Here is an 18735-nt window from a genome sequence, read left to right on the forward strand (position 1 = left end):
GCCGAGGTCGGCCGCAAGAACTTGGCAAATCTCTTTGTGCTGCTTCTGGATCCCCCTCGCGGACCGCCTCAAGTTCGTCGTCGGTCACTGGCGCCTAGTCCTGTGGCATTCTCAGTACTCAGAGCGGACGTCGGTTTCTTCGGCGGCATCCGTCTCACCATATCGGTCGGGTCCGGGTGCTGGACGTCACCAGCAAGCGATCCCGCTCGTCTTCCGACGATGAACTATCCCCGCCTCGTGGAGTGGGTCCAAGTGCTGGCGGGTGGACTCCCGCGAGCACTCGTGGCCGTCTGCTGTGACTTATCCCAATCAAAAAACCACAATCACCAATAAAGTCAGCGCTCTATCCTGATTAGTGTTCAGATAATACAGGCTAAGTTCGGTGGTTGAGCACAACAGACACGCAGGGCGGAGAAGCCACTACGCTCTTGAGGGCTTGCGATACATATCTGATAATGCGTTCTCGTCCCCTGCTCGTCGTCGTCATCGCGTTCGCGGTTGTGTTCGCCGGTTGTAGCGGCGCCCCGACGATGAATTCAGGTGGAGACACCCTGACAACCACGACCACGACAGCTGATGCACCAAGTACGACAACCACGGGAACGACCACCGTGGACACCCCGAACGGCACACTCTCCGTTCATGTCATCAACGTTGGCCAGTCCGCGAGCATCCTCGTTGTTGGCCCCGACGGCGAGACGATGCTCATCGACACCGGTCACTACTACGACGACGGCGAGTACGTCCTCTCATATCTCCAAGAGCGCGGTATCACCCGCCTCGATCATCTCGTCACGACCCACAACGACGCCGACCATATCGGAGGGAATGCCGCCGTCATTGAGTATTTCGAGACGGAAGGTGACGGAGTGGGCGCGGTGTACGACCCGGGAATCGCGGCGAGTACACAAACCTACCAGGCGTACTTGGACGCCGTCGAACAGTACGACGTGACACTCTACGAGGTGCGAGCGGGCGATACACTTCCCTTCGAGGGGGCGAACGTGTCGGTGTTGGGACCGCCCGAACCCTACATCGACGGTGAGGCGCGCAACGAGAACAGCGTCATCCTCAAACTCGCGTTCGGAGAGTCGAGTTTCCTGCTTACGGGGGACGCCGAAGAAACACAGGAGGAGTGGCTCGTCGAAGAGTACGGAGAGCAGCTCAACGTGACTGTCCTGAAGGCGGGGCATCACGGGAGTTCCTCCAGTACGAGCCCGGCGCTCCTCGATGTGGCGACCGCGAAGGTCGTCCCCATCTCGAGTGCCTACGACAGCCAGTACGGCCACCCCCACGAGGAGGTGCTCCAATGCTTGGCCGAGCGGGACATTCCCGCGTACTGGACCGCGACACACGGCGATCTCGTCTTCACGACCAACGGTTCTGCGGTGACGGTCGCGACCCAGCAGTCGGCGCCGACGGCGCCACTCTCGCTTCGGGACGGAACGTCGATTGAGCCGAGCGCGAGTGGCGGGGTGGAACGCCGTGCCATCTTCAGCGCGACGGGCGGCGGGACGGCTCCGATCGATTCCTCGCCCCCAGAAACAACGACGACAGTCGCTGACGGTGGAACGGACCCGAGCGCACTCATAGCCGCTCAGATTCACGCCGACGCCGAAGGCGACGAGAGTTCCAACCTGAACGACGAGTACGTCGTCTTCGAGAACACAGGCGAGACGGCCCTCGATATGGGTGGGTGGACGGTTCAGGACGAATCCGGGAAGACCTACACCGTCCCCGATGAGTTCGTCTTAGATGCCGGCGCGCAGGTGACGTTACACACCGGGAGCGGAAGCGATACGGACCGTGACCTCTACTGGGGCTACGGGAGTGCGGTGTGGAATAACGGCGGCGATACGGTAATCGTCACAACGGATACGGGCGAGGTCGTCATAGAGGAGACATATTGATGGACGGAACCTCTATTGGAGTTCTGGACCGCTTTGAAGGAGACTATGCAGTCCTGGTCGTTCAAGAAGGCGGCCAAGACGTGGGCGATTATCTCGTTGAGGCTGCGGATATTCCTCCCGAGGAGCGTCACGAGGACGCGGTCTTTGAGGTCCGTATCGAGAACAACGAGATTAGCGACTTGGATTATCTAGCCGAGGAGACCGCCGAACGAGAGACAGATTCACAGGCGCGGTTTGACCGGCTCTCGAATCGACTTGGTGACGATTCAGCGGAGTAATCAAACACGAGGACCAAAGCGGAGCGGATAGAGTGTCACGAATCCATTATGCGATTTGGCGGCTGCATCCACAGATTCGACCCGCTGCTGTGAGAATGCCGGGACTCTCTTCCGCAGGCTGAGTTCCACAAGCCCGTCCGGGCGTTCGTCATCCGCTCTTAGGATGAACTCGACGCCCCCGTGGACCCCCCTCCTGTTCGGCAGCGTGGCCCGCGGCGAGGCCACCGGGCGAGCAACATCAACCGCTTGGTCGTCGTGGGAGGAGAGAAGGCGCGAGCGCGGTGGACCGTGCAGTTGATCATGAGTGATCTTGAGGAGACGAAGCTCGACTGGAGCTGGTACACGTTCGAGACACTGGCCGAATCGACCGACAGTACGCGGCGTATCGGCGACCGACTCCGCCAGCAGTTCGACGACAGGATCACACTCGTGGGCTTCGACGAGCTGACGACTCCCGGCAGAAGTGTACGCTGATGGAGAATAGTGCTGTCGTGCCTGTGCTGGAGGCAGCTGAGGCAGATGGGGAAGCCGCGTCGGGGCGTCGTCGGTGTGGGGACGGCCGAAGAACTGGGTTGAGTCCGGCTGAATCGCCACTCCCGAATGAGAGTGTATTATTTTTCTGGGAAAATATTATATTTTCTGATGATGTAGTGGGTGGTATGACTGACTCGAGCGAAGAGGGGGACGAACCAGAGTATGTGTCGCGGTGGAAGGCAGCGACGACGGGGTTCGACCGGGTACGGTCGGTCGCGTTGTCGCTCGAAGAACCTCGAACGGCGGGCTGGATCACCGACGAGGCGCACGTCTCGGAGCCGACGGCGCGTAACCATCTCGAGCGGCTCGTCGACCTCGGGGTGCTCGTCGTCGACGACACGGGGCGCGGGAAGACGTACTATCCGGATCCGGTCTACACGCGACTGACGGCGATCCAAGAGCTCGTCGCAGAGAACTCGGAGACGGAACTCACCGAGCAGGCGATGGATATCCAGGCGGATATCACGGCGTGGGCGGAGGACTTCGACGTCGAGACGCCACGTGAACTCCGCGCGTCGGTGACAGACGACGTCAGCCTTGAGGAGGCTGACGACCGTCTCCAGGTCGCGGCGGACTGGGAGTCCGCTCGGTACCAGCTGTCGCTCCTCCGGGACGCGATCGACCACTACGACACCTATACTGGACGTCCCTCGGCATTTGTATGACTGCGGATGAGGAGGGCGATCACGTCGCGCAACCCGACCTCGACGGGTCGCTCGCCCGTCACCCGCGACAGCCGGATGGGGGTCGTGACACATCGCGAGTGGACGTCGAGAAACGCCATCGGATCCTGCGCTCACTCCGCGAGCAACTCGAACGACACCCCAGTGTTGTCGCCGCTCGCGGAAGTCCGGATGGCCAATACGCCGAGATTACGGCCGACGTGACTCCGGCAGACTTCGGCCGCGACGCGGCGTCAGCATCGTTACGTGTGTCCTGGCAGCCGAACCCGCGCTTCCCACCGGGAACGAGCCTCGAGAATCGCCGTCGGACGTCGCTGACGTCGAACTTCACCATCCACTACCAGGAGTCATCGGGATTCGATTGTGGCGTCCATCTCGAGCCGACGCCACACGTTGAAGGCCACCTACACTATCAGGAGCGTGCATCGCCCGACGTCGGGTACGACTACGACGCAGTGTCCCTCGAAGCAACATCACCTGTCGGCGTGCTCTGGGAAGTTCTCGAACTGATCGCGGATCGTCTCCCCAACGAATAGCGCGCCCCACTGCTGGCTAGTCGTCCCGACAGCTGGGTTTGTCACCCCCAAGAGGGGTAGCGGGGCCGAGGCGTGGTCCCTCGAGCAACCATGCACGAACACGACGAGCGACGCAATCGGCAGCGTCTCGAAGCGGAACTGGAGACTGAGCAGCGCCCGCGAGCACCACTGCAACTTCGTGTGCCCAACGACGTCGAGGAGTTCACGATCCGGCGGTTCGTCGAAGGCGTCATTTCGACGCTGAAACGCTCGCCAGTCGGCGTCGAGTATACGTCGACGACGCTTCTCGGCGTGAAGCGAACACAGTACATCGCGCAGGGGGATGGAGCGGTGTTCCAGAAGCGGCTGTACGACCCACGACTCGGGTGGCGGGAGACATCCGTCGGCCAGCTCACCGTCCAAGACGACCTCGTCGCCCGACTCACACTCGATCGGACTATCGAGGACAGCGAGTGGGCGCGACGCCGCGACGTGTGTCGGGTTCGCCCCGTCGACGTCCTCCGGAATCGATAGACGGATTTTTAACCACCACCGGACGGTTTCTCGGTGATATGTTGGTTACGAGACTCTGTGTACTGGAGATGTCGTCGTTGGTGGGAAGGTTCACAAGCGACGCGGTCGTCCATTCGTCTACGCCCATCAAATCCCAATGACGCGATTCTCTGACCCAGCCGACCCACGGCCGCCACTCCCGGAGTGGGTGCAGGAGGCCTATCAGATTCTCCACGACGCTGCCGATGGCGCACAGAGCGACTTCTCCTACGAGGAGGCCTATACACTCCTCGATGAGGCCGACACGTTCTCAGCCGAACACAGCGATAGTGAGTACGCCGTCGAGCGCCTGCTGAATCGTGGCTATCTCTACGAAGCCAACGGTACGCTCCGCGTCACCGAAACCACACTCGACTAGGGGGACGCGATCCCACGGGGTTCTCGGAGACGGCCAAGAGTTGGAACGGCTCGATAGAGAGACAACGTGTAGCGAAACGACAGGGCGCCCTGAGACGCCGGTCCATAATGTATGAGGAGGCGTCCTATGTTTTTTACTACGGCGGGCTGAAGCAAATACACTTAGGACGGTTGATGATGGCCCCCAATATCTCTCCCCGCTATGGGTTCTACGGGTTAGGTGGCCTTTGCATAGCATTTGGATTACAGCATGCTGTGTTTGAGGGGGATGGCATAGGGACGCTGCTGGAGTCACTGATCATCTGGATCCTTGCAATAGTCGTATTACGCACAGCATACAACCTTTCAGAGAGTAATATTTCCCACTCTGGACAGTGGCGGTCATTCTATCTCTCAATCGGCGTCTCTATTTCGTTTGCTCTCCTAGCAGTTATTGTCTGGTTGATCTGGCATCTTGAGGGAGGCCCTACCGAGCTGTCCTTTCTGGTATCGTTTGCCAGCACCCTCGGAGTAGCAGTCGGTACGCGAGGCAGTCTATACGCAGTCGAGACTCAAGAGACACTCAAAGAGACCCAAGAACTCTCTAAGCTGCTGCAGATCAACCAACGAGTAATGCGGCACAACGTCAGAAACGAATTGTCGATCGTGTTGGGCTACCTTGACGAGCTTGAACGCGACACCACCGCATCAGCGAGAGAGCAGAAGCTCACAATCATCCGCAAACGTCTGGAGTCTCTACTTGACAATGCCGAGCGTACCCGGCAGCTCGTCTCGATTTGGGAGGAAAAAGAGAAACGGGAACTCGATCTGACGCAGGTAATCGAAGCACAACAAGCACGAATCCACGAGGAGTATCCGGACCGCACCATTACTACGGACCTTCCGAAGTCTTGCCGTGTGCGGGTGAATGCAGCCTTCTCTCTAGCCATCGAGGAGGCGATCGAGAACGCATTCGAGCACAATCCACCTGACACCACCGTCTCAGTCGCAGTGAAAGAGGACCGCGATAGTGGAGTTGTCATCGAAATCGAGGATACGGGCGAGGGAATCCCGAGTGTTGATCGAGAGGCTATCAACACCTCTGAAGAAACACCACTCATTCACACCCTCGGACTTGGGCTATGGGTCATTTACTGGGTGGCAGAGATGTCGGACGGCCGTGTTGAAATCAAGGATAAGGAGCCGCAGGGGACAATCGTTCGGATCATACTCCCACAGAGCGGATCTGGACCTGTCGACTCCTATTGGTAGCCCCAAGGCACGTCGTAGCGCGGCTGAGGGTTACACGACAGGAGTGTACTCAGTCAATAGGACTGTCCTCGGCGTGGTTCCGATGGCCCCACACCAAGGCGCGATTGCTACCCGGTGTGGTCCGATGGCCGTCTCCCCCCGAAGAGGCCATCGGCCACCGAGGACGGTGATAGAACTCTCCGGATAGCGGTATATCTTTTGGTAGCTCCGCTCCCTGACGGCTGTATCAGCCCCCTCCAATGGGCCCTCGCTGGCGTTACTGTGGTCGCTACTGCAGGAGAGACAAGCAGAGGACAATCGATGACGTGTGCGATGCGGACTCCCGCGTTGAACTTCCCGGACTTCGGAACGCACCCCGATGCGCACGCCACAATTGCGGGGCGTGACCAGCCGAGTACCCGGTAACCGGTAACCACCCGGCATATTCCCGTGGTACACTCTACCGAGTATCAATACAGTTCAGTCGTGCGATTAACTCGGATTAGACGGGATTAACACTGTCGGCTCACGCGAAAGTCACTCGAATTCGGCGATAGCGTCTGGACAGTTCATACGGGTGGCGGGGAATGGGGAGGTACGATGAACACCGAACGAATCGCCTTACTCGCAGTCACGGTCGCACTCCTCGTCGGTGGCGTTGCGACGGTGTTCGCCCCGTCCATCGTCTCCGGGCCGGGAGGCGCCCCGAGTCAGGCCGCGGCGACGACCACCATCGTCGACAGCGGTGGGCTCGCGCCGCTACTCGGGCTCGCACTCTGGGGTGTAACGCTCCTCTTCGGGGCGACCGCGCTCAGCTGGCTCGTCATCACGACCGTCATGGGGGCGGGCTACGAGACGCCGCCCACCGAGTACGGCCTCGACGAGATTCAGGTTCGTATCATGACCGTCGACGCCGCCAACGTCGTCCAGGACACCGTCGACTCCCTCCCGGAGGGGCTCGACGACGTGCACGTGATCGCGGAGTCGCCTATCGACGTCTCCGGGGCCAGCGTGCACGTCGTGCCGGAGGAGTTCTCCTGTCGTGCCGTCCGGAAGGGCCGCGCTCAGGAATGGGCGCGCCAGGCGCTGAGCTGTGAGAGGGAGTTCGTACTCTACCTCGACGAGGACAGCGTCGTCGAGTCGTTCGAAGGGCTTCCGGACGCCGATATCGTCCAGTTCCGTGAGAAGCCGCGCCGCACGGGGTCGAGTCTGAGCTATCTGGCGGACATCTACCGGATGGGCGTCCAGTTCGAGCAGCGCGCGTTCGCGCGACTCTCGATCCCTTTCTTTGCGTGGGGTGGCGGCATCGCGGTTCGAACGGAGGTCGAGGAGCAGACGACGTGGGATCGGGAGACACTCGTCGAGGACACCGCGTTCGTCTGGGCGGCCTTCCAGGAGTCCGACGTGACGTTCGCGCTCTCGGACGCGGTCTGCCGGAACGAAGCCCCGCCGTCGCTGTACGAGATCCTCCAGCAGCGCCGTCGCTGGGCGGCCGGGAACGTCCAGGCGTCGAAGATGCTTCCCCGCCGGTACGAACTCCTCACCCGGGTGCGGAACTACGCGTGGGCGCTCTCGCCGATCGTCACCCTGCTCGTCGTCCCGCTCTCGCTGTTGAGCGTGACGATCGTCTATCCCGGCCTATTCTTCGTGGCGTCGATGGGACTGGCGCTGTGTACGCTCGGCTGGTTCCTCCTCGGCGTCTTCTACTACGGGGACGACTACCGGTATTGGGTGTTGGCGGTCCCGCTGGCGCCGGTTATCACCGTCATCCACTCGATGGGAACGGTCATGGGGATCCTCAACCCGCCGGAGACGTTCCGCGTGACGACGAAGGTTGGGGGCAAGTAACTCCAGAGGGCCTCATAGAAACAGACTCACACCGTCACAGCAGTGGTCGAATCGTTAGAGGGAGAGCATCGCTATATCACGTGCATTCGAAATCTACCCAGTAGCTGTCAGAATTGGCTTGCTGAATAGAGAGGATAGGTTCATCAGACCCATCGAGAAGAGAGAAAACGAGTTGATGCTCAAGTCTGTCGCGTCAACAGCGGCTGAGAGGTGATCTCTCATCGTCGCTGAATCGGTTAACCATACTGGATTGTTGAGGGGATCAGATATGGATCTCGGGGTTAGGTCGTAAATGTCCACTCGCCGCGGCCTGAGGCGCCGCCGTAGTGGCGGTTGGTATCAAGGAGGGCGTCTTGCTTCCACTGGAAACTCGTGCGGTGGTCGTAGGCGAGTCCACCCTCTGTTCGAAGCCCCCCACAGCCAGTGAGAGCACTCCGAGCCCGCGAACTTTCAGGTGTGACCTCAATTTCGAACGTACTCCGTAGCGTGTCTGACACATTAGCGACCTGCACGCCGTTCCGCGTGTGTGTGTTTGGGTAGACCTCGTCGAGCCGTTGGTCGTCTGGAAAATCTGCTTCCCGAACGGCTTCCTCGATGGCGTATCCGTCGTTCGCTGCGGCGTGCAGTTTCGTCCGGAGACGAACGAAGAGACCAGCATCCTGCCGACTGACTGATGCCTCCGACCGCGAGACGTACGTTTCGCCAGTTTGGAGCCGGCCGACGATGTGCGCCGCGCCAGCGTACTCGAACATATCGTCCATAGACGATTCCGGAACGAACGTGTCACATTCGGGAACCCTCCCGACGAGTACCCATCCGAACGGGTCGAGAATCGGATCGGTCCACCCGCCCTCGCCGACAAACGTGTACGTCTCCACGGTGTCACCACGTGGGTCTGCGACAACGACCGTGACGGGGCGCCCTCGCACCATCTCCATGCCAAACGAGTATTCCTCTCGAACGTTGTCGAGGAGGGCCTGAGCGGCACTTGTAGCGCCGCCCCCCGCGAATGCAACTGGTTTCCCGGCGCGAAACGCCTGGGCGAGTTTCGTCCGATCTGCGCTCGCGGTCGCCAGCACGACATCCGCATTTTCGGGTGAACCGGTCGTTGTCGGGGGGGTCGGAAGGTCGTTGTCGTCGCCAGCAACATACACCGCCTCCTCGTCAAGCGCCTGGCTGGTATCCTGGTCCAGGCTAGTGCCGGTGTTCACGTCCGGACGACTGGTTCCGAGTGCAGTACATCCCGAAATTCCGGCAAGACTAGCTGTGCCTACGGCTGTGAGGAAGTGCCGCCGACTGTTGGAGGGCATATAACTGGATTAACCCGTGGGCAGTGAATAATTTTACTGGTAGGTGGAATCCCGAACTGACGTACCGGTAGAAATCCAGGAACTCAAGACGCGCCCTCTATGCAGCAACCTGCGTGGAAAATCAACGGAATCCGATAGAACTGCTATCGATACATTCGCACACCTACCTAACGCGCTATTTCCGAACGCTGCCATCGAAACAAAACCCCCTGGAGAGTTCTATAACACTTCTTAACCAACGCTTCGGGCTGACTTCGACACAGTGTTGGTTAACTCTGTGGATTGAATACACTCTCCCGAGAAAGCGTATCCTCGCGGCCGGTCGATCCCGGAAGGCACAGAATCCACACGTCACGAACTTGTTTATCGGCGCTGGAAGGAATGCAGCGCGCGACAGCGTGCGCGGCATGACTCATTATGGCGGATTCCGATTTTCACGACGACACGAGGAGCGACTACGAACAGTTCGAGAAAACACAGTTCGCCCAGGACCGCGACGCCGCTTGCATCGACACGGGGGACATCAACGACAGGACGGCCCAACGCTTGGTCAACGACCTCGTCAACGCGGACGTCGTCACGCCGGTTCCTGAGGACCAAGTATTGATCCACGAGCCAAGCGGTACCGCGTTCGACTCATTGACGCAGCTGGCGGTCTTCCACCGTGGTTGGACTGCCGGCCGCGACGCCGACGCGGAGGAAGTGATGCAGCAAACGCTCGTCGGCTGTGCGTTCTGCGATGCCGGCCCTGAGGCCCGCCTCGGCCAAGCAGGATCGTGGGGACGAAACGCGCTCGTCACCCATCCGATCTACGTGGACCGCACGCTCCGCGAGCACCCAGACCCGAACGATGCACATCGATTCGCGTGCGACGGCTGTGGGTGTTTTGTCGACGCCGTTGCTGTCCTCACCCGCTATCGCGTCCAACTCGGCCATCTCGAAGGTCCACTCCACCTCTGTGCTCGCTGCAGTCCGGACGAGCCCGCGACCTACTGGACGCACGAGCGCGAAGCGCACCTCGTCCGCGACGCCTAAGTGGGCGACAGTCAGATCTGTCTGGTGAGGGGGCGCGAGGCGACGCCGGCCCTCGAGAGAAACAACTATTGGTTGCTGGATGAACTTTCTCGTGTGAGCGACGACATCGTCTATCCGTCTGTGGGGTTGGTCATTGACCTCCACGAGCAGGTCGTCGCAGAAGGAGACGTTACGGAACCAGGCGTTCGATCGAAGAACGCTGTCGAATCGGCACTGCAGTACATCTCGGAAGGATTCTTCGGGGAGGTCCCTGAGACGATACACGAGAAGGCCGTCCACCTGATGCGGTTGCTTGTCGCCGAGCATCCGTTCGTCGACGGGAACAAACGGACTGCGCTCCGAACGGTTGTTGTCTTCTACATGCTGAACAACTATACGTTCGAGTACGGTGACGAGGTCCGTGCGCTCCTCCATCGATTCGCGATCACGCAAGCAGACATCGACATCGAAACCGCGGTCATCTACTTCCGCGCATGTACTCGGCGCAACCGATAAATCCCCACACCATATATGAGTGACTAGAGATGGCGTCCAGTAGTGATTCCTCGGCGTCGGTCGACGACGAAGTCCAGCAGCTCTACGAGCGCTACCAGGCGGCGGAGAGTGAGGAGGAACGCCACGAGATTGCGCTCGAGATGGGCAAGCTCGATGGGCGCCGTCATGCCGAGATTTACGACGCCTTAGAAGACGAATGATACAATGCGACTCATCTGAGTGTACTATCCACCCAGAGCCGTACCCAACTGACTGAAGGCGATCAGGCGGGAAAATGCGATTCGAGGCGGAGTTTCGCCTCATGCAGTTCACGCAGGCGCCGCGTGACAGCGCGCCACTCACTCAGCTGATCGGAGGCCTCGTCGAGGTCGTCGTAGTCGACGTCCGCGAGTACGACCGCACCCGGTGAAGACGCCTTGAAGGACGCAGCGAGCTCGCGTTCCCGTTCTCGGTATTCCTCGATCGTATCCGCGATTGCCTCAGGGGTCTCGAACTCACGTGTGAGCTCAGTGACGCGCCGGAACTCGAAGGACGCCTCGTTGCGCACGAAGAGCGCGGGGTTGTCCACGACCTTTTCGAGGACGCCGAGGTCGACGAACCACTCGAGATGTGGCCGTACACCCGCCTTCGTGCAGTCCACACGCTCCGCAATCTCCGTGACTGACGTCGGTGAGGTGAGTGTCGTCGCAACCTCGTAGACGCGATCCTTCACCGGCCGACCCTCGAGGGTCGCATCCCACTCCCCGGTGAGATCCAGATCCGGCGGTGTATTCTCGCTCATTGCTACTCTCTGCGATCTGCACTCACAGGGGCTTTCTCCTTGCACTTCCGTAATTTATGCTCGCAAGAATATCGTAGCGACCTCTCCAAGACGTCGATTATTGTCTTGATCATCGGGAAATGTTTGCTCGGCGTGTCGCGGTGGTTCGCCGCGCTCGGCGCGTGCCGCCGGTCGCGGCTCGGTTCGCTCGCGACCGACCAGTCCGGGCATGCGGCGACCGAGCGGTCGCCGTTCCGGGCGTCTGGTTTCGACGCCAGCAGGTAGCCGCGTGGGGCTGCGCGCCGTCGGTGCTCACCCACACACGCCTACTCTGCTGGCCGCTCGCTCCCGGCGGATCGCCGCGCGCGGCTGGCTGGGGCCGCTGTGTCGAGCGCTCTCGCTCGCGCCCGAGGGGGCGCTCACGAAGGCGCGAGCGAGAGCGCGGAGACGGTACTGTCGGTCGTGTGAAGATGGCCGCGATGGTGGAGCATCGCGGCGGGTCGGCGCGTGAGCGCCTTCGAGGAAAACGACGATGTCTAGTCAGAACTCGAGTCAGAAGCTCGTTTCGGTAGATGAACAGGCGTTCGAAGATGGCGAGCAGGAGACGGTCGACGAAGACGGCTTCACGGTCGTGGCGGCGACGCCGGCGTTCCAGGCCACGGTCAAAGAGGAGACGCAAGCGAAGGTGGACGCGAACCACCCGGAGGGAATCGCGGACGCGAATCAGAAGCGGATTCCCGGTGTGACGCTCGCACAAGAGGAACGCATCAAGGCGCGTGAAGCGGAGTTGGAGCGGATCAGCGCACAGGCAGAACTCGGCGAGCAGGACGGGCGTGCTGAGCGGGCGCGTGACGTCGCGGCCGAACGAAGTGCCGCGTGGAACAGGGAGTTCGAGCGGCGGGCGGCGAGCGTGGATCGGGCGTTGAGCCCCGATCACGACCCACGCGAGATGCTCTCGCAGGACGAACTCGGGACGGTGAACGAGCAGGCGGCCAGAGTGGCGGGCGACTTCGATGGGTGGTCGCGGGCGGCGATCAGTCGGCGAATCGCGCAGGCGGTGCTCGACGGCGCGGACGTCCCCACGGCCGTCCTCGACGTGAAACAGGCGCTTGAGGCTGCACCTGGACAGATCATCCCCATCAACCGGGTCGGAGACGTCGATCGTGGCGAGGTGAGCGTCGACGGTCGTGTCAGCCAGCTGTGGGAGCCCTCCAGCGCGAAGATAGCCCAGGTCGGGTTGCTCGAGGACGAGACGGGACGGATCAAGTTCACCAGTTGGGAGAAGAGCGGGATGCGCGAGATCGCTGAAGGTGAGCGCGTTCGCGTTCGGGGCGCTTCGAAGAACTGGTACCAAGGCCGGGTGTCCATCGCGTTCACCGGTTGGACCCACCTCCATTTCCCTGAGCGCGGGCGCTACTGGGAGTAGGACGACCAGCGTGGGCTCTTTTCTTTTTGTCTGCCGGACCAGGCCCAAGCCCCACCGCCCCACCCTCCGCTCCGTGCTCGCTCCCACAGGGTCGCTGCGCGCGCAGCCACGACCAAGATCTGAAAGGAGTGGGTTTCTGCCGTACTGCGACCCCAGCGCCGAGTCGGGAGAGCCGCGAGAGCTCGTGGTTTCAATCCCGGCGTGGGTTTCTGCCGTACTGCGACGCGGCGAGCCGGCGCGGGAGTGACGTCACTCGTCGTGTTTCAATCCCGGCGTGGGTTTCTGCCGTACTGCGACCCGTGGCAAGGCCGAGGTCCCCGGCGCCATCGACCTGTTTCAATCCCGGCGTGGGTTTCTGCCGTACTGCGACGGGTCGCCGACGAAGCCGCCGTCTCCCCACAGACAGGTTTCAATCCCGGCGTGGGTTTCTGCCGTACTGCGACGCCCGAGATCGTCGGCGTCGACGCCCGAGCGCTGCTTGTTTCAATCCCGGCGTGGGTTTCTGCCGTACTGCGACGTCATGACGGGTGGTGTTGTGGACCGGTTGGAGGCGGTTTCAATCCCGGCGTGGGTTTCTGCCGTACTGCGACGTATGAACCACGGACGGGTGCGTATCTAGAGACGTGTTTCAATCCCGGCGTGGGTTTCTGCCGTACTGCGACATGACCGATACGAGGAACCGTGCGAGGAGTGTGGAGGTTTCAATCCCGGCGTGGGTTTCTGCCGTACTGCGACACCTTGACAGTATTGACTGGACGTGGCTTGAGGAGTGTTTCAATCCCGGCGTGGGTTTCTGCCGTACTGCGACACGGATACTGAGCGGGGTGAGAGCAATGACTGACAGTTTCAATCCCGGCGTGGGTTTCTGCCGTACTGCGACCGCATCCACGTCCCCGTAGGTTCCGGTGAGCGGTTCAGTTGGTTTCAATCCCGGCGTGGGTTTCTGCCGTACTGCGACGCGACGCCGACTGTTGCTATCGCTCCCCATGGTAGGTTTCAATCCCGGCGTGGGTTTCTGCCGTACTGCGACCTCCGGCGCGACGACGTTCCGCGCGAAGTCCCGGTTTCAATCCCGGCGTGGGTTTCTGCCGTACTGCGACCGCTGGGGAGATCGCGTACCTTGACCCGGTGGAGGTGTTTCAATCCCGGCGTGGGTTTCTGCCGTACTGCGACAGTATCAGTACGTACACGTCGGGCCGTCCCGAGACGTTTCAATCCCGGCGTGGGTTTCTGCCGTACTGCGACAGCTCGACCGGGCGCGTGTACGACGAGTTCGCTTCGTTTCAATCCCGGCGTGGGTTTCTGCCGTACTGCGACCCGGACGACGACGAGCGGCGTCGCGAGGCCATCGAGGTTTCAATCCCGGCGTGGGTTTCTGCCGTACTGCGACCCGAGCAGGTGACTCCGAGCGACGTCCTCGACGAGTTTCAATCCCGGCGTGGGTTTCTGCCGTACTGCGACGAGTCAACCGAGTGGAAGAAGACGCGGTAGCCGTGTTTCAATCCCGGCGTGGGTTTCTGCCGTACTGCGACAGGGGGATATTTTCTCTTGAGATCCCCTATAGTTTGCCCTCGATCACTGAGAGACGGCCCACGTTTCGTGGACCCCGGCCGTACACGTCTTTGAAAAGGGTCGACGAACAATACCGTCATACCCGAAGTCGGCCGGCGAGCGTCGGCCGGACGAGACGCGTCTTTCCCTCCTTCCACGTGTTGATGGCTCCCGCAGATTCGAGTGCGTCGAGATGCCGACCGATAGTGCTCCGGGATTTGTCTGTCTCCGAGGCGACGTTCGGGAGGGTAGTCTCACCATCGAGTGAGACGATGAATCGGAGCGTTTCGATCGTCGCGTCGGACGGACGAGTCGAGAGATTCGGGAGGTCGATTTCTTCGATGCTCTCATCGACATCGCGAAACTGGAGGACGGTATCGAGGAGTTCGGTCCGGGCGAGTGCGGCGACGACGAATGGGAGGAAAATCTCCCGTGGACCACCATCGAAGTTGAGGATGACGTCTCCATTCGCCGCGTCCAAAATGTCGACGCATTCGAGGACGGCGGTTTCGAACGTCTCGTAGCTGATCTCTGCGACCGTGGTCTCTGCCCCGGGTCCGAGATCTTGGACGGTCTGCTCGACGTCACTGATCGCTCGCTGTGCTTGTTCACTCGTGTCGTCCCGTGGTCGGAGGAGGACGATGACGTCGTCCGCGTCAAGTCCGTGGCCGAGTATCGGCCGCATCACACGCGGGCTATAGTGCCCGATCGTAGAGATGTAGGTGCGCATACGGTGGGGACTCGTCGGAATTCACCTAAATGCTTTTGACGCAGTATCGTGAGATCGAGTCGGAGTATTTCCGTAACCCTGCATACGTTTCAGATTTACGAAAAGATACAAGAGGGATCACGGTGCACGTACTATCGTGAATCGATACGTGAACATTCGCCACCTAGGGGGGTTATGAGACGGGTCGACTTGACTCTCGAGCCCGAGGGGGCGTTCCCAGTACCGACTGCGAACGGCTACCAGATCTACGGTGCTGTCCTCTCGGCCCTCGACGACGTCGACGAGGACGTCAGCACGCGTGTCCACGACTCCCCGATCGGGAGTCTGACGAACAGCGGGCTCCTTGGAGCCTTTGACGGGAGCCACCGCGATCACCACAAGCGCGTGATCCGCGACGAGACCTACGACCTCAAGCTGGGTGTCGCCGACCCACGTGATCAGGAGGTCTTCCAAGCGCTCGCCGACGCGTTCGTCTTCAGCGGCGACACGCTCGAGCTCGCCGACGGCGACTTCCGCGTGCGCGACTTCGCGAGTACGAACACGACGCACGAGGAACTCCTCAACGAAGCCTCGAGGATCGTCAAGCAGAACCACGACACCTTCGAGATCGAGGTGTGCTTCGAGACGCCGACCTGCATCAAGGAGAGTGGGGAGATTACGACGATGTTCCCCCACCGAGGCAGTGTCTTCCGCTCGCTCCTCCGCAAATGGTCGTCGACGATCCCGGACGAGCGGGACGACGAACTCGACCTCGCGATGACTCGCGAGGACTTCGAGACGAACCTCATCGAGAAGCCCGACGCATACACGTACGAGACGCACAGCGTCCTCGTCAATCGCGGTGAGGACGGTGGTCCAATCCTCCGTCAGGGATTCACCGCCGACTGCACCTATCGGTTCAAGGGTGCAAGCGAAGCCATCCGGACAGCCGTCACGGCGCTCGCGCTCTTCAGCGAGTACGCCGGTGTGGGTGGTTTCGTCTCTCGCGGGTGTGGGACGGTCTCTGTGGAGGTGGCAGCGTGAGTTCCGGAAAGTACGACACACCTGCTTCCGCAGCCCGCTACGCGCATGACTATATCGTGGATTCGCCGCTCGTCGGGAACGTCCTCGAACACGCTGGCGAGTACGACGCCAAGACTGATCCGGAGGAGACGACGTCGCTCGCGGCCCACGTCATCAACGCGATGACGATCGGAGTGAACACATTCGTGTACAACGCCGTCGACGGCGGCCGCAACATCATGGACCTTGAGGAAGACCTGTCGGTTCTCGCGGCGGCGCTCGTACTCCACGACACGAACAAGTACGTCCGCGAGGCCTACGGTGTCGAGATGGACGGAAACACGAGCGAGGCGTTCGACGCCTACTTCGAGAACGGTGACGACTTCGGCGTCGAGGCGTTCCTCGGCGACGGCTACCGTGATGACCTCCACTACCTCGTCCAGCGGACGGAAGTGAACGAGGACAGCCGCGAGACGCGAGGGACGGGAACAGAGACGGAGTTCGCCAGCCTCGCACGGTACTGCCGGATTGGCGACCAAGTTGCGTCGGTAATCCTTCGTGACGGTATCGAACGCGGGTTCGTCGAACTCCAGAAGAAACTTGACGACGGCGAAGTTCACTTGCTTGAACTTTCGCAGGTCGAACAGCCGATCCTCAACGACGAACTCCTCGGCGCGACGAAGGAGGTCATCTCCGGTGAAGACGACGGTGAGGAGTACGGTGTTGTCGTCGGGAGCACGTCCGATCGTGTGCTCTACCTCGGTGACGATGTCGACCGCGGCGTGCTTCGGGAGCGAGTCGGAAGCCATCTGAGCCAGCAGCTCGTCGAGACCGATCGATACTCGTTTTCGTGTAAGCTGAACTGGAACTCGTTCGACTACGACATTCTTGCCGAGTTCGCGCTCGACCCGGAGAAGAAAGAGGAAATCATCGCGACGACGTTTCGCGATCTCCTCGCCGACGGGACTGCCGGCGTCGAGGGATTCGAACACATCCCGGAAGAGTTCAATCCGTACTTCCCGGTCCTTGCAAAGTCGATTTACATCGACGGCCAGTCGGAGTTCGACGACGAGGACGTACAGAGCGCGTACGACGAAATCTACGAGGAACAGGGCCCGCAGAAGGCGAAGATACACTTCGTCGCGTACCTTCTCCGGAACTTCGAGGAGCACCGGGAGTTCCTCAAGGAGTTCCGGGAGGACGTTCGGCCCCACCTCCATGACGACCTCGAACCGGAGTCGGACGCCATCGGTTCCGTCGTCGACCGGTTCTTCGACGCGACGGCGTCCGCGAGCCTCGGCTCGAAGGGGGAGATGTGCTTCCTCTGCGGGGCGGCAGCGGAGACGAACTACCAGAAGGGGCTCTCAGCGGTTTATCGAACGCAAGAGTTCTCACGACGCGTCCGCCCACACGCAAAGTACAAGAAAATTTGTGAGGTGTGTAACCTTGAGTACGCACTCCTCGCGGATCTGTGCGAGCGGTCCGACGTCAACCTGAACGCGAACGTCGGTGTCGCGTACTACTATTTCGACGAGTTCCTCGGCGACATCCGTCTCCGAGGTGGACGCGTCGGCCTACAGCAGGGCGAGACGATTGACCTCAGCGACACGGAGGTGGACAAGAGCCTCCTCCGACCGCAGTACTACGTCCAACCGTTCAACTTCGGTGGCCACCCCGCGATGGGTGAGAAGAACCACCGGATGGTCGTCGTCCGACAGCTGCTGCAGGCGGCACAGGACGCCGGGATGAAGGTCGTTCTCGGTCGGCCGTTCACGCGATTCGAGAACGCCGACGAGGTGTTCGTAGACGAAGATGCCATCCGCCAGCAGGAACTTCTCGGTCTGGACGCGGTCGATCGGTTCGGTCCGCTGCCCTCGTTCATCGAGCGCGGGGACGACCACGAGCAGTCACACCTCCGACGTGCGCTCTCCCTCTGTAAGATCATCAGTATGGTCGGACAGAATGCAGGGATGCGGAACCCCTATCTCCAACTCGACCGGGACACGTTCCACCATCTCGCCGACTTCGCGGTGCAGAACCACGAACATGCGACTCGGCTCTCCGAGCTCGAGTCGTACCTCGAAACGTACCACACGAAACAACTCATGGACATGAAAACCGTCGCCGAGCGAGGAGTCGATCTCTTCGGCGAACAGTACGACAGCAAGTACAAGAAGACGAAGATCTTCCGGGAGGCGATTGATGCGTTCCTCAGCGCGAAGAATCAGCAGATGTCCGATGCTGACCTGCTTGAACACGTCGCAGCGCAGGTGTACGACGCAGCGGACCGCGAGGACTACGCCGGCTACGTGACGGTCGAAGAGGCAGAGGCGTTCGTTGATGCCTTACACACGTACCTCGTTGAGAACGATCTCGCCTCTCTCAAAAAGCTCTCCGACTGGGAGAACGCACTCGTCAATTCGTACCTCTACGCCTACGAGCAGGTCCTGTACGAAGACGACGATGCCGAATCGTCCGACAACTAACCCGACTCACCG

General features: G+C 60.8%; 18 protein-coding genes, 1 pseudogene and 1 CRISPR repeat array. Of the genes and pseudogenes, 16 read left to right on the forward strand and 3 right to left on the reverse strand.

Features of this window, described 5'->3' with window-relative positions; all coding sequences use genetic code 11:
• The first annotated feature begins 455 nt into the window (after positions 1–455).
• The 9 genes from EFA46_RS14920 (at position 456) to EFA46_RS14960 (ending at position 7928) form a co-directional block, all read left to right on the forward strand.
• The gene (locus tag EFA46_RS14920) at positions 456–1910 is read left to right on the forward strand and encodes a lamin tail domain-containing protein (protein WP_255494161.1); all 1455 of its coding nucleotides are present in this window, start codon (positions 456–458) and stop codon (positions 1908–1910) included.
• Complete coding sequence (locus tag EFA46_RS14925; RefSeq protein WP_123079006.1) at positions 1910–2188, forward strand: DUF3006 domain-containing protein; 279 nt, start codon at positions 1910–1912, stop codon at positions 2186–2188. The genes EFA46_RS14920 and EFA46_RS14925 overlap by 1 nt, the downstream gene beginning before the upstream one ends.
• A gap of 300 nt (positions 2189–2488) precedes the next feature.
• Positions 2489–2662, forward strand: coding sequence for a hypothetical protein (locus tag EFA46_RS14930; protein WP_158604300.1), 174 nt, complete (start codon positions 2489–2491; stop codon positions 2660–2662).
• 185 nt (positions 2663–2847) lie between these two features.
• Positions 2848–3387, forward strand: a complete 540-nt coding sequence (locus tag EFA46_RS14935; protein WP_255494134.1) for an ArsR family transcriptional regulator — start codon at positions 2848–2850, stop codon at positions 3385–3387.
• Complete coding sequence (locus tag EFA46_RS14940; RefSeq protein ID WP_255494135.1) at positions 3384–3941, forward strand: hypothetical protein; 558 nt, start codon at positions 3384–3386, stop codon at positions 3939–3941. The genes EFA46_RS14935 and EFA46_RS14940 overlap by 4 nt, the downstream gene beginning before the upstream one ends.
• Before the next feature lie 90 nt (positions 3942–4031).
• On the forward strand, positions 4032–4454 hold the full coding sequence (locus tag EFA46_RS14945) for a hypothetical protein (protein ID WP_123079010.1): 423 nt from the start codon (positions 4032–4034) through the stop codon (positions 4452–4454).
• Positions 4455–4590: 136 nt separating this feature from the next.
• On the forward strand, positions 4591–4851 hold the full coding sequence (locus tag EFA46_RS14950) for a hypothetical protein (RefSeq protein WP_123079012.1): 261 nt from the start codon (positions 4591–4593) through the stop codon (positions 4849–4851).
• A gap of 107 nt (positions 4852–4958) precedes the next feature.
• Positions 4959–6101: a sensor histidine kinase KdpD gene (locus EFA46_RS14955; protein WP_123079014.1), complete on the forward strand. Its 1143-nt coding sequence runs from the start codon at positions 4959–4961 to the stop codon at positions 6099–6101.
• A gap of 579 nt (positions 6102–6680) precedes the next feature.
• On the forward strand, positions 6681–7928 hold the full coding sequence (locus EFA46_RS14960) for a glycosyltransferase family 2 protein (protein ID WP_123079016.1): 1248 nt from the start codon (positions 6681–6683) through the stop codon (positions 7926–7928).
• Positions 7929–8209: 281 nt separating this feature from the next.
• Here EFA46_RS14960 and EFA46_RS14965 read toward each other — a convergent pair whose 3' ends face one another.
• Complete coding sequence (locus EFA46_RS14965) at positions 8210–9238, reverse strand: hypothetical protein (RefSeq protein ID WP_255494136.1); 1029 nt, start codon at positions 9236–9238, stop codon at positions 8210–8212.
• Positions 9239–9655: 417 nt separating this feature from the next.
• Between EFA46_RS14965 and EFA46_RS14970 the strand changes: the two are divergent.
• The 4 genes and pseudogenes from EFA46_RS14970 to EFA46_RS14985 all read left to right on the forward strand — a co-directional run.
• A pseudogene (locus EFA46_RS14970) lies at positions 9656–9937 on the forward strand (hypothetical protein); the annotation flags it as partial.
• A 6-nt stretch (positions 9938–9943) separates the two neighbouring features.
• Entirely contained in the window at positions 9944–10273 is a 330-nt protein-coding gene (locus tag EFA46_RS14975; protein ID WP_123079295.1) for a hypothetical protein, read from the forward strand.
• Between the two features lie 93 nt (positions 10274–10366).
• On the forward strand, positions 10367–10768 hold the full coding sequence (locus tag EFA46_RS14980; protein WP_123079297.1) for a type II toxin-antitoxin system death-on-curing family toxin: 402 nt from the start codon (positions 10367–10369) through the stop codon (positions 10766–10768).
• Positions 10769–10797: 29 nt separating this feature from the next.
• Positions 10798–10968, forward strand: a complete 171-nt coding sequence (locus EFA46_RS14985; RefSeq protein ID WP_176969914.1) for a hypothetical protein — start codon at positions 10798–10800, stop codon at positions 10966–10968.
• A 62-nt stretch (positions 10969–11030) separates the two neighbouring features.
• Here the strand turns inward: EFA46_RS14985 and EFA46_RS14990 are convergent, their stop codons facing one another.
• Positions 11031–11549: a hypothetical protein gene (locus EFA46_RS14990; protein ID WP_255494137.1), complete on the reverse strand. Its 519-nt coding sequence runs from the start codon at positions 11547–11549 to the stop codon at positions 11031–11033.
• A 511-nt stretch (positions 11550–12060) separates the two neighbouring features.
• Between EFA46_RS14990 and EFA46_RS14995 the strand changes: the two genes are divergently transcribed.
• The gene (locus EFA46_RS14995) at positions 12061–12954 is read left to right on the forward strand and encodes a DNA-binding protein (RefSeq protein WP_123079020.1); all 894 of its coding nucleotides are present in this window, start codon (positions 12061–12063) and stop codon (positions 12952–12954) included.
• Between the two features lie 114 nt (positions 12955–13068).
• A CRISPR array of direct repeats spans positions 13069–14486; the repeat unit is 37 nt; unit sequence GTTTCAATCCCGGCGTGGGTTTCTGCCGTACTGCGAC.
• A gap of 116 nt (positions 14487–14602) precedes the next feature.
• Here the strand turns inward: EFA46_RS14995 and csa3 are convergent.
• The gene (gene csa3, locus EFA46_RS15000) at positions 14603–15235 is read right to left on the reverse strand and encodes a CRISPR-associated CARF protein Csa3 (RefSeq protein WP_123079022.1); all 633 of its coding nucleotides are present in this window, start codon (positions 15233–15235) and stop codon (positions 14603–14605) included.
• A 174-nt stretch (positions 15236–15409) separates the two neighbouring features.
• Here csa3 and cas6 point away from each other — a divergent pair, with 174 nt between their 5' ends.
• Both cas6 and EFA46_RS15010 read left to right on the forward strand, forming a co-directional pair.
• Positions 15410–16258 carry a CRISPR system precrRNA processing endoribonuclease RAMP protein Cas6 gene (gene cas6, locus EFA46_RS15005; RefSeq protein ID WP_123079024.1) on the forward strand — a complete coding sequence of 283 codons (849 nt, stop codon included), beginning with the start codon at positions 15410–15412 and terminating at the stop codon, positions 16256–16258.
• Positions 16225–18723: a hypothetical protein gene (locus tag EFA46_RS15010; RefSeq protein ID WP_255494138.1), complete on the forward strand. Its 2499-nt coding sequence runs from the start codon at positions 16225–16227 to the stop codon at positions 18721–18723. Before cas6 ends, EFA46_RS15010 begins: the two co-directional genes overlap by 34 nt.
• Positions 18724–18735 lie beyond the last annotated feature (12 nt).

Origin of the sequence: Halarchaeum sp. CBA1220, from assembly GCF_003721175.2 — an archaeon.
In the GTDB taxonomy this organism is placed as follows: Archaea; Halobacteriota; Halobacteria; order Halobacteriales; family Halobacteriaceae; genus Halarchaeum; species Halarchaeum grantii.

What these genes read in the sequence shown, in the direction of transcription:
- EFA46_RS14995 (WP_123079020.1), top strand. Translation starts at nt 12,061, where the DNA reads ATGTCTAGTCAGAACTCGAGTCAGAAGCTCGTTTCGGTAGATGAACAG.
- EFA46_RS14985 (WP_176969914.1), top strand. Translation starts at nt 10,798, where the DNA reads ATGGCGTCCAGTAGTGATTCCTCGGCGTCGGTCGACGACGAAGTCCAG.
- EFA46_RS14990 (WP_255494137.1), bottom strand. Translation starts at nt 11,549, where the DNA reads ATGAGCGAGAATACACCGCCGGATCTGGATCTCACCGGGGAGTGGGAT.
- EFA46_RS14955 (WP_123079014.1), top strand. Translation starts at nt 4,959, where the DNA reads ATGTATGAGGAGGCGTCCTATGTTTTTTACTACGGCGGGCTGAAGCAA.
- EFA46_RS14925 (WP_123079006.1), top strand. Translation starts at nt 1,910, where the DNA reads ATGGACGGAACCTCTATTGGAGTTCTGGACCGCTTTGAAGGAGACTAT.
- EFA46_RS14935 (WP_255494134.1), top strand. Translation starts at nt 2,848, where the DNA reads ATGACTGACTCGAGCGAAGAGGGGGACGAACCAGAGTATGTGTCGCGG.
- cas6 (WP_123079024.1), top strand. Translation starts at nt 15,410, where the DNA reads ATGAGACGGGTCGACTTGACTCTCGAGCCCGAGGGGGCGTTCCCAGTA.
- EFA46_RS14940 (WP_255494135.1), top strand. Translation starts at nt 3,384, where the DNA reads ATGACTGCGGATGAGGAGGGCGATCACGTCGCGCAACCCGACCTCGAC.
- EFA46_RS14920 (WP_255494161.1), top strand. Translation starts at nt 456, where the DNA reads ATGCGTTCTCGTCCCCTGCTCGTCGTCGTCATCGCGTTCGCGGTTGTG.
- EFA46_RS14930 (WP_158604300.1), top strand. Translation starts at nt 2,489, where the DNA reads ATGAGTGATCTTGAGGAGACGAAGCTCGACTGGAGCTGGTACACGTTC.
- EFA46_RS14945 (WP_123079010.1), top strand. Translation starts at nt 4,032, where the DNA reads ATGCACGAACACGACGAGCGACGCAATCGGCAGCGTCTCGAAGCGGAA.
- EFA46_RS14950 (WP_123079012.1), top strand. Translation starts at nt 4,591, where the DNA reads ATGACGCGATTCTCTGACCCAGCCGACCCACGGCCGCCACTCCCGGAG.
- EFA46_RS14965 (WP_255494136.1), bottom strand. Translation starts at nt 9,238, where the DNA reads ATGCCCTCCAACAGTCGGCGGCACTTCCTCACAGCCGTAGGCACAGCT.
- EFA46_RS14960 (WP_123079016.1), top strand. Translation starts at nt 6,681, where the DNA reads ATGAACACCGAACGAATCGCCTTACTCGCAGTCACGGTCGCACTCCTC.
- EFA46_RS14975 (WP_123079295.1), top strand. Translation starts at nt 9,944, where the DNA reads ATGCAGCAAACGCTCGTCGGCTGTGCGTTCTGCGATGCCGGCCCTGAG.
- csa3 (WP_123079022.1), bottom strand. Translation starts at nt 15,235, where the DNA reads ATGCGCACCTACATCTCTACGATCGGGCACTATAGCCCGCGTGTGATG.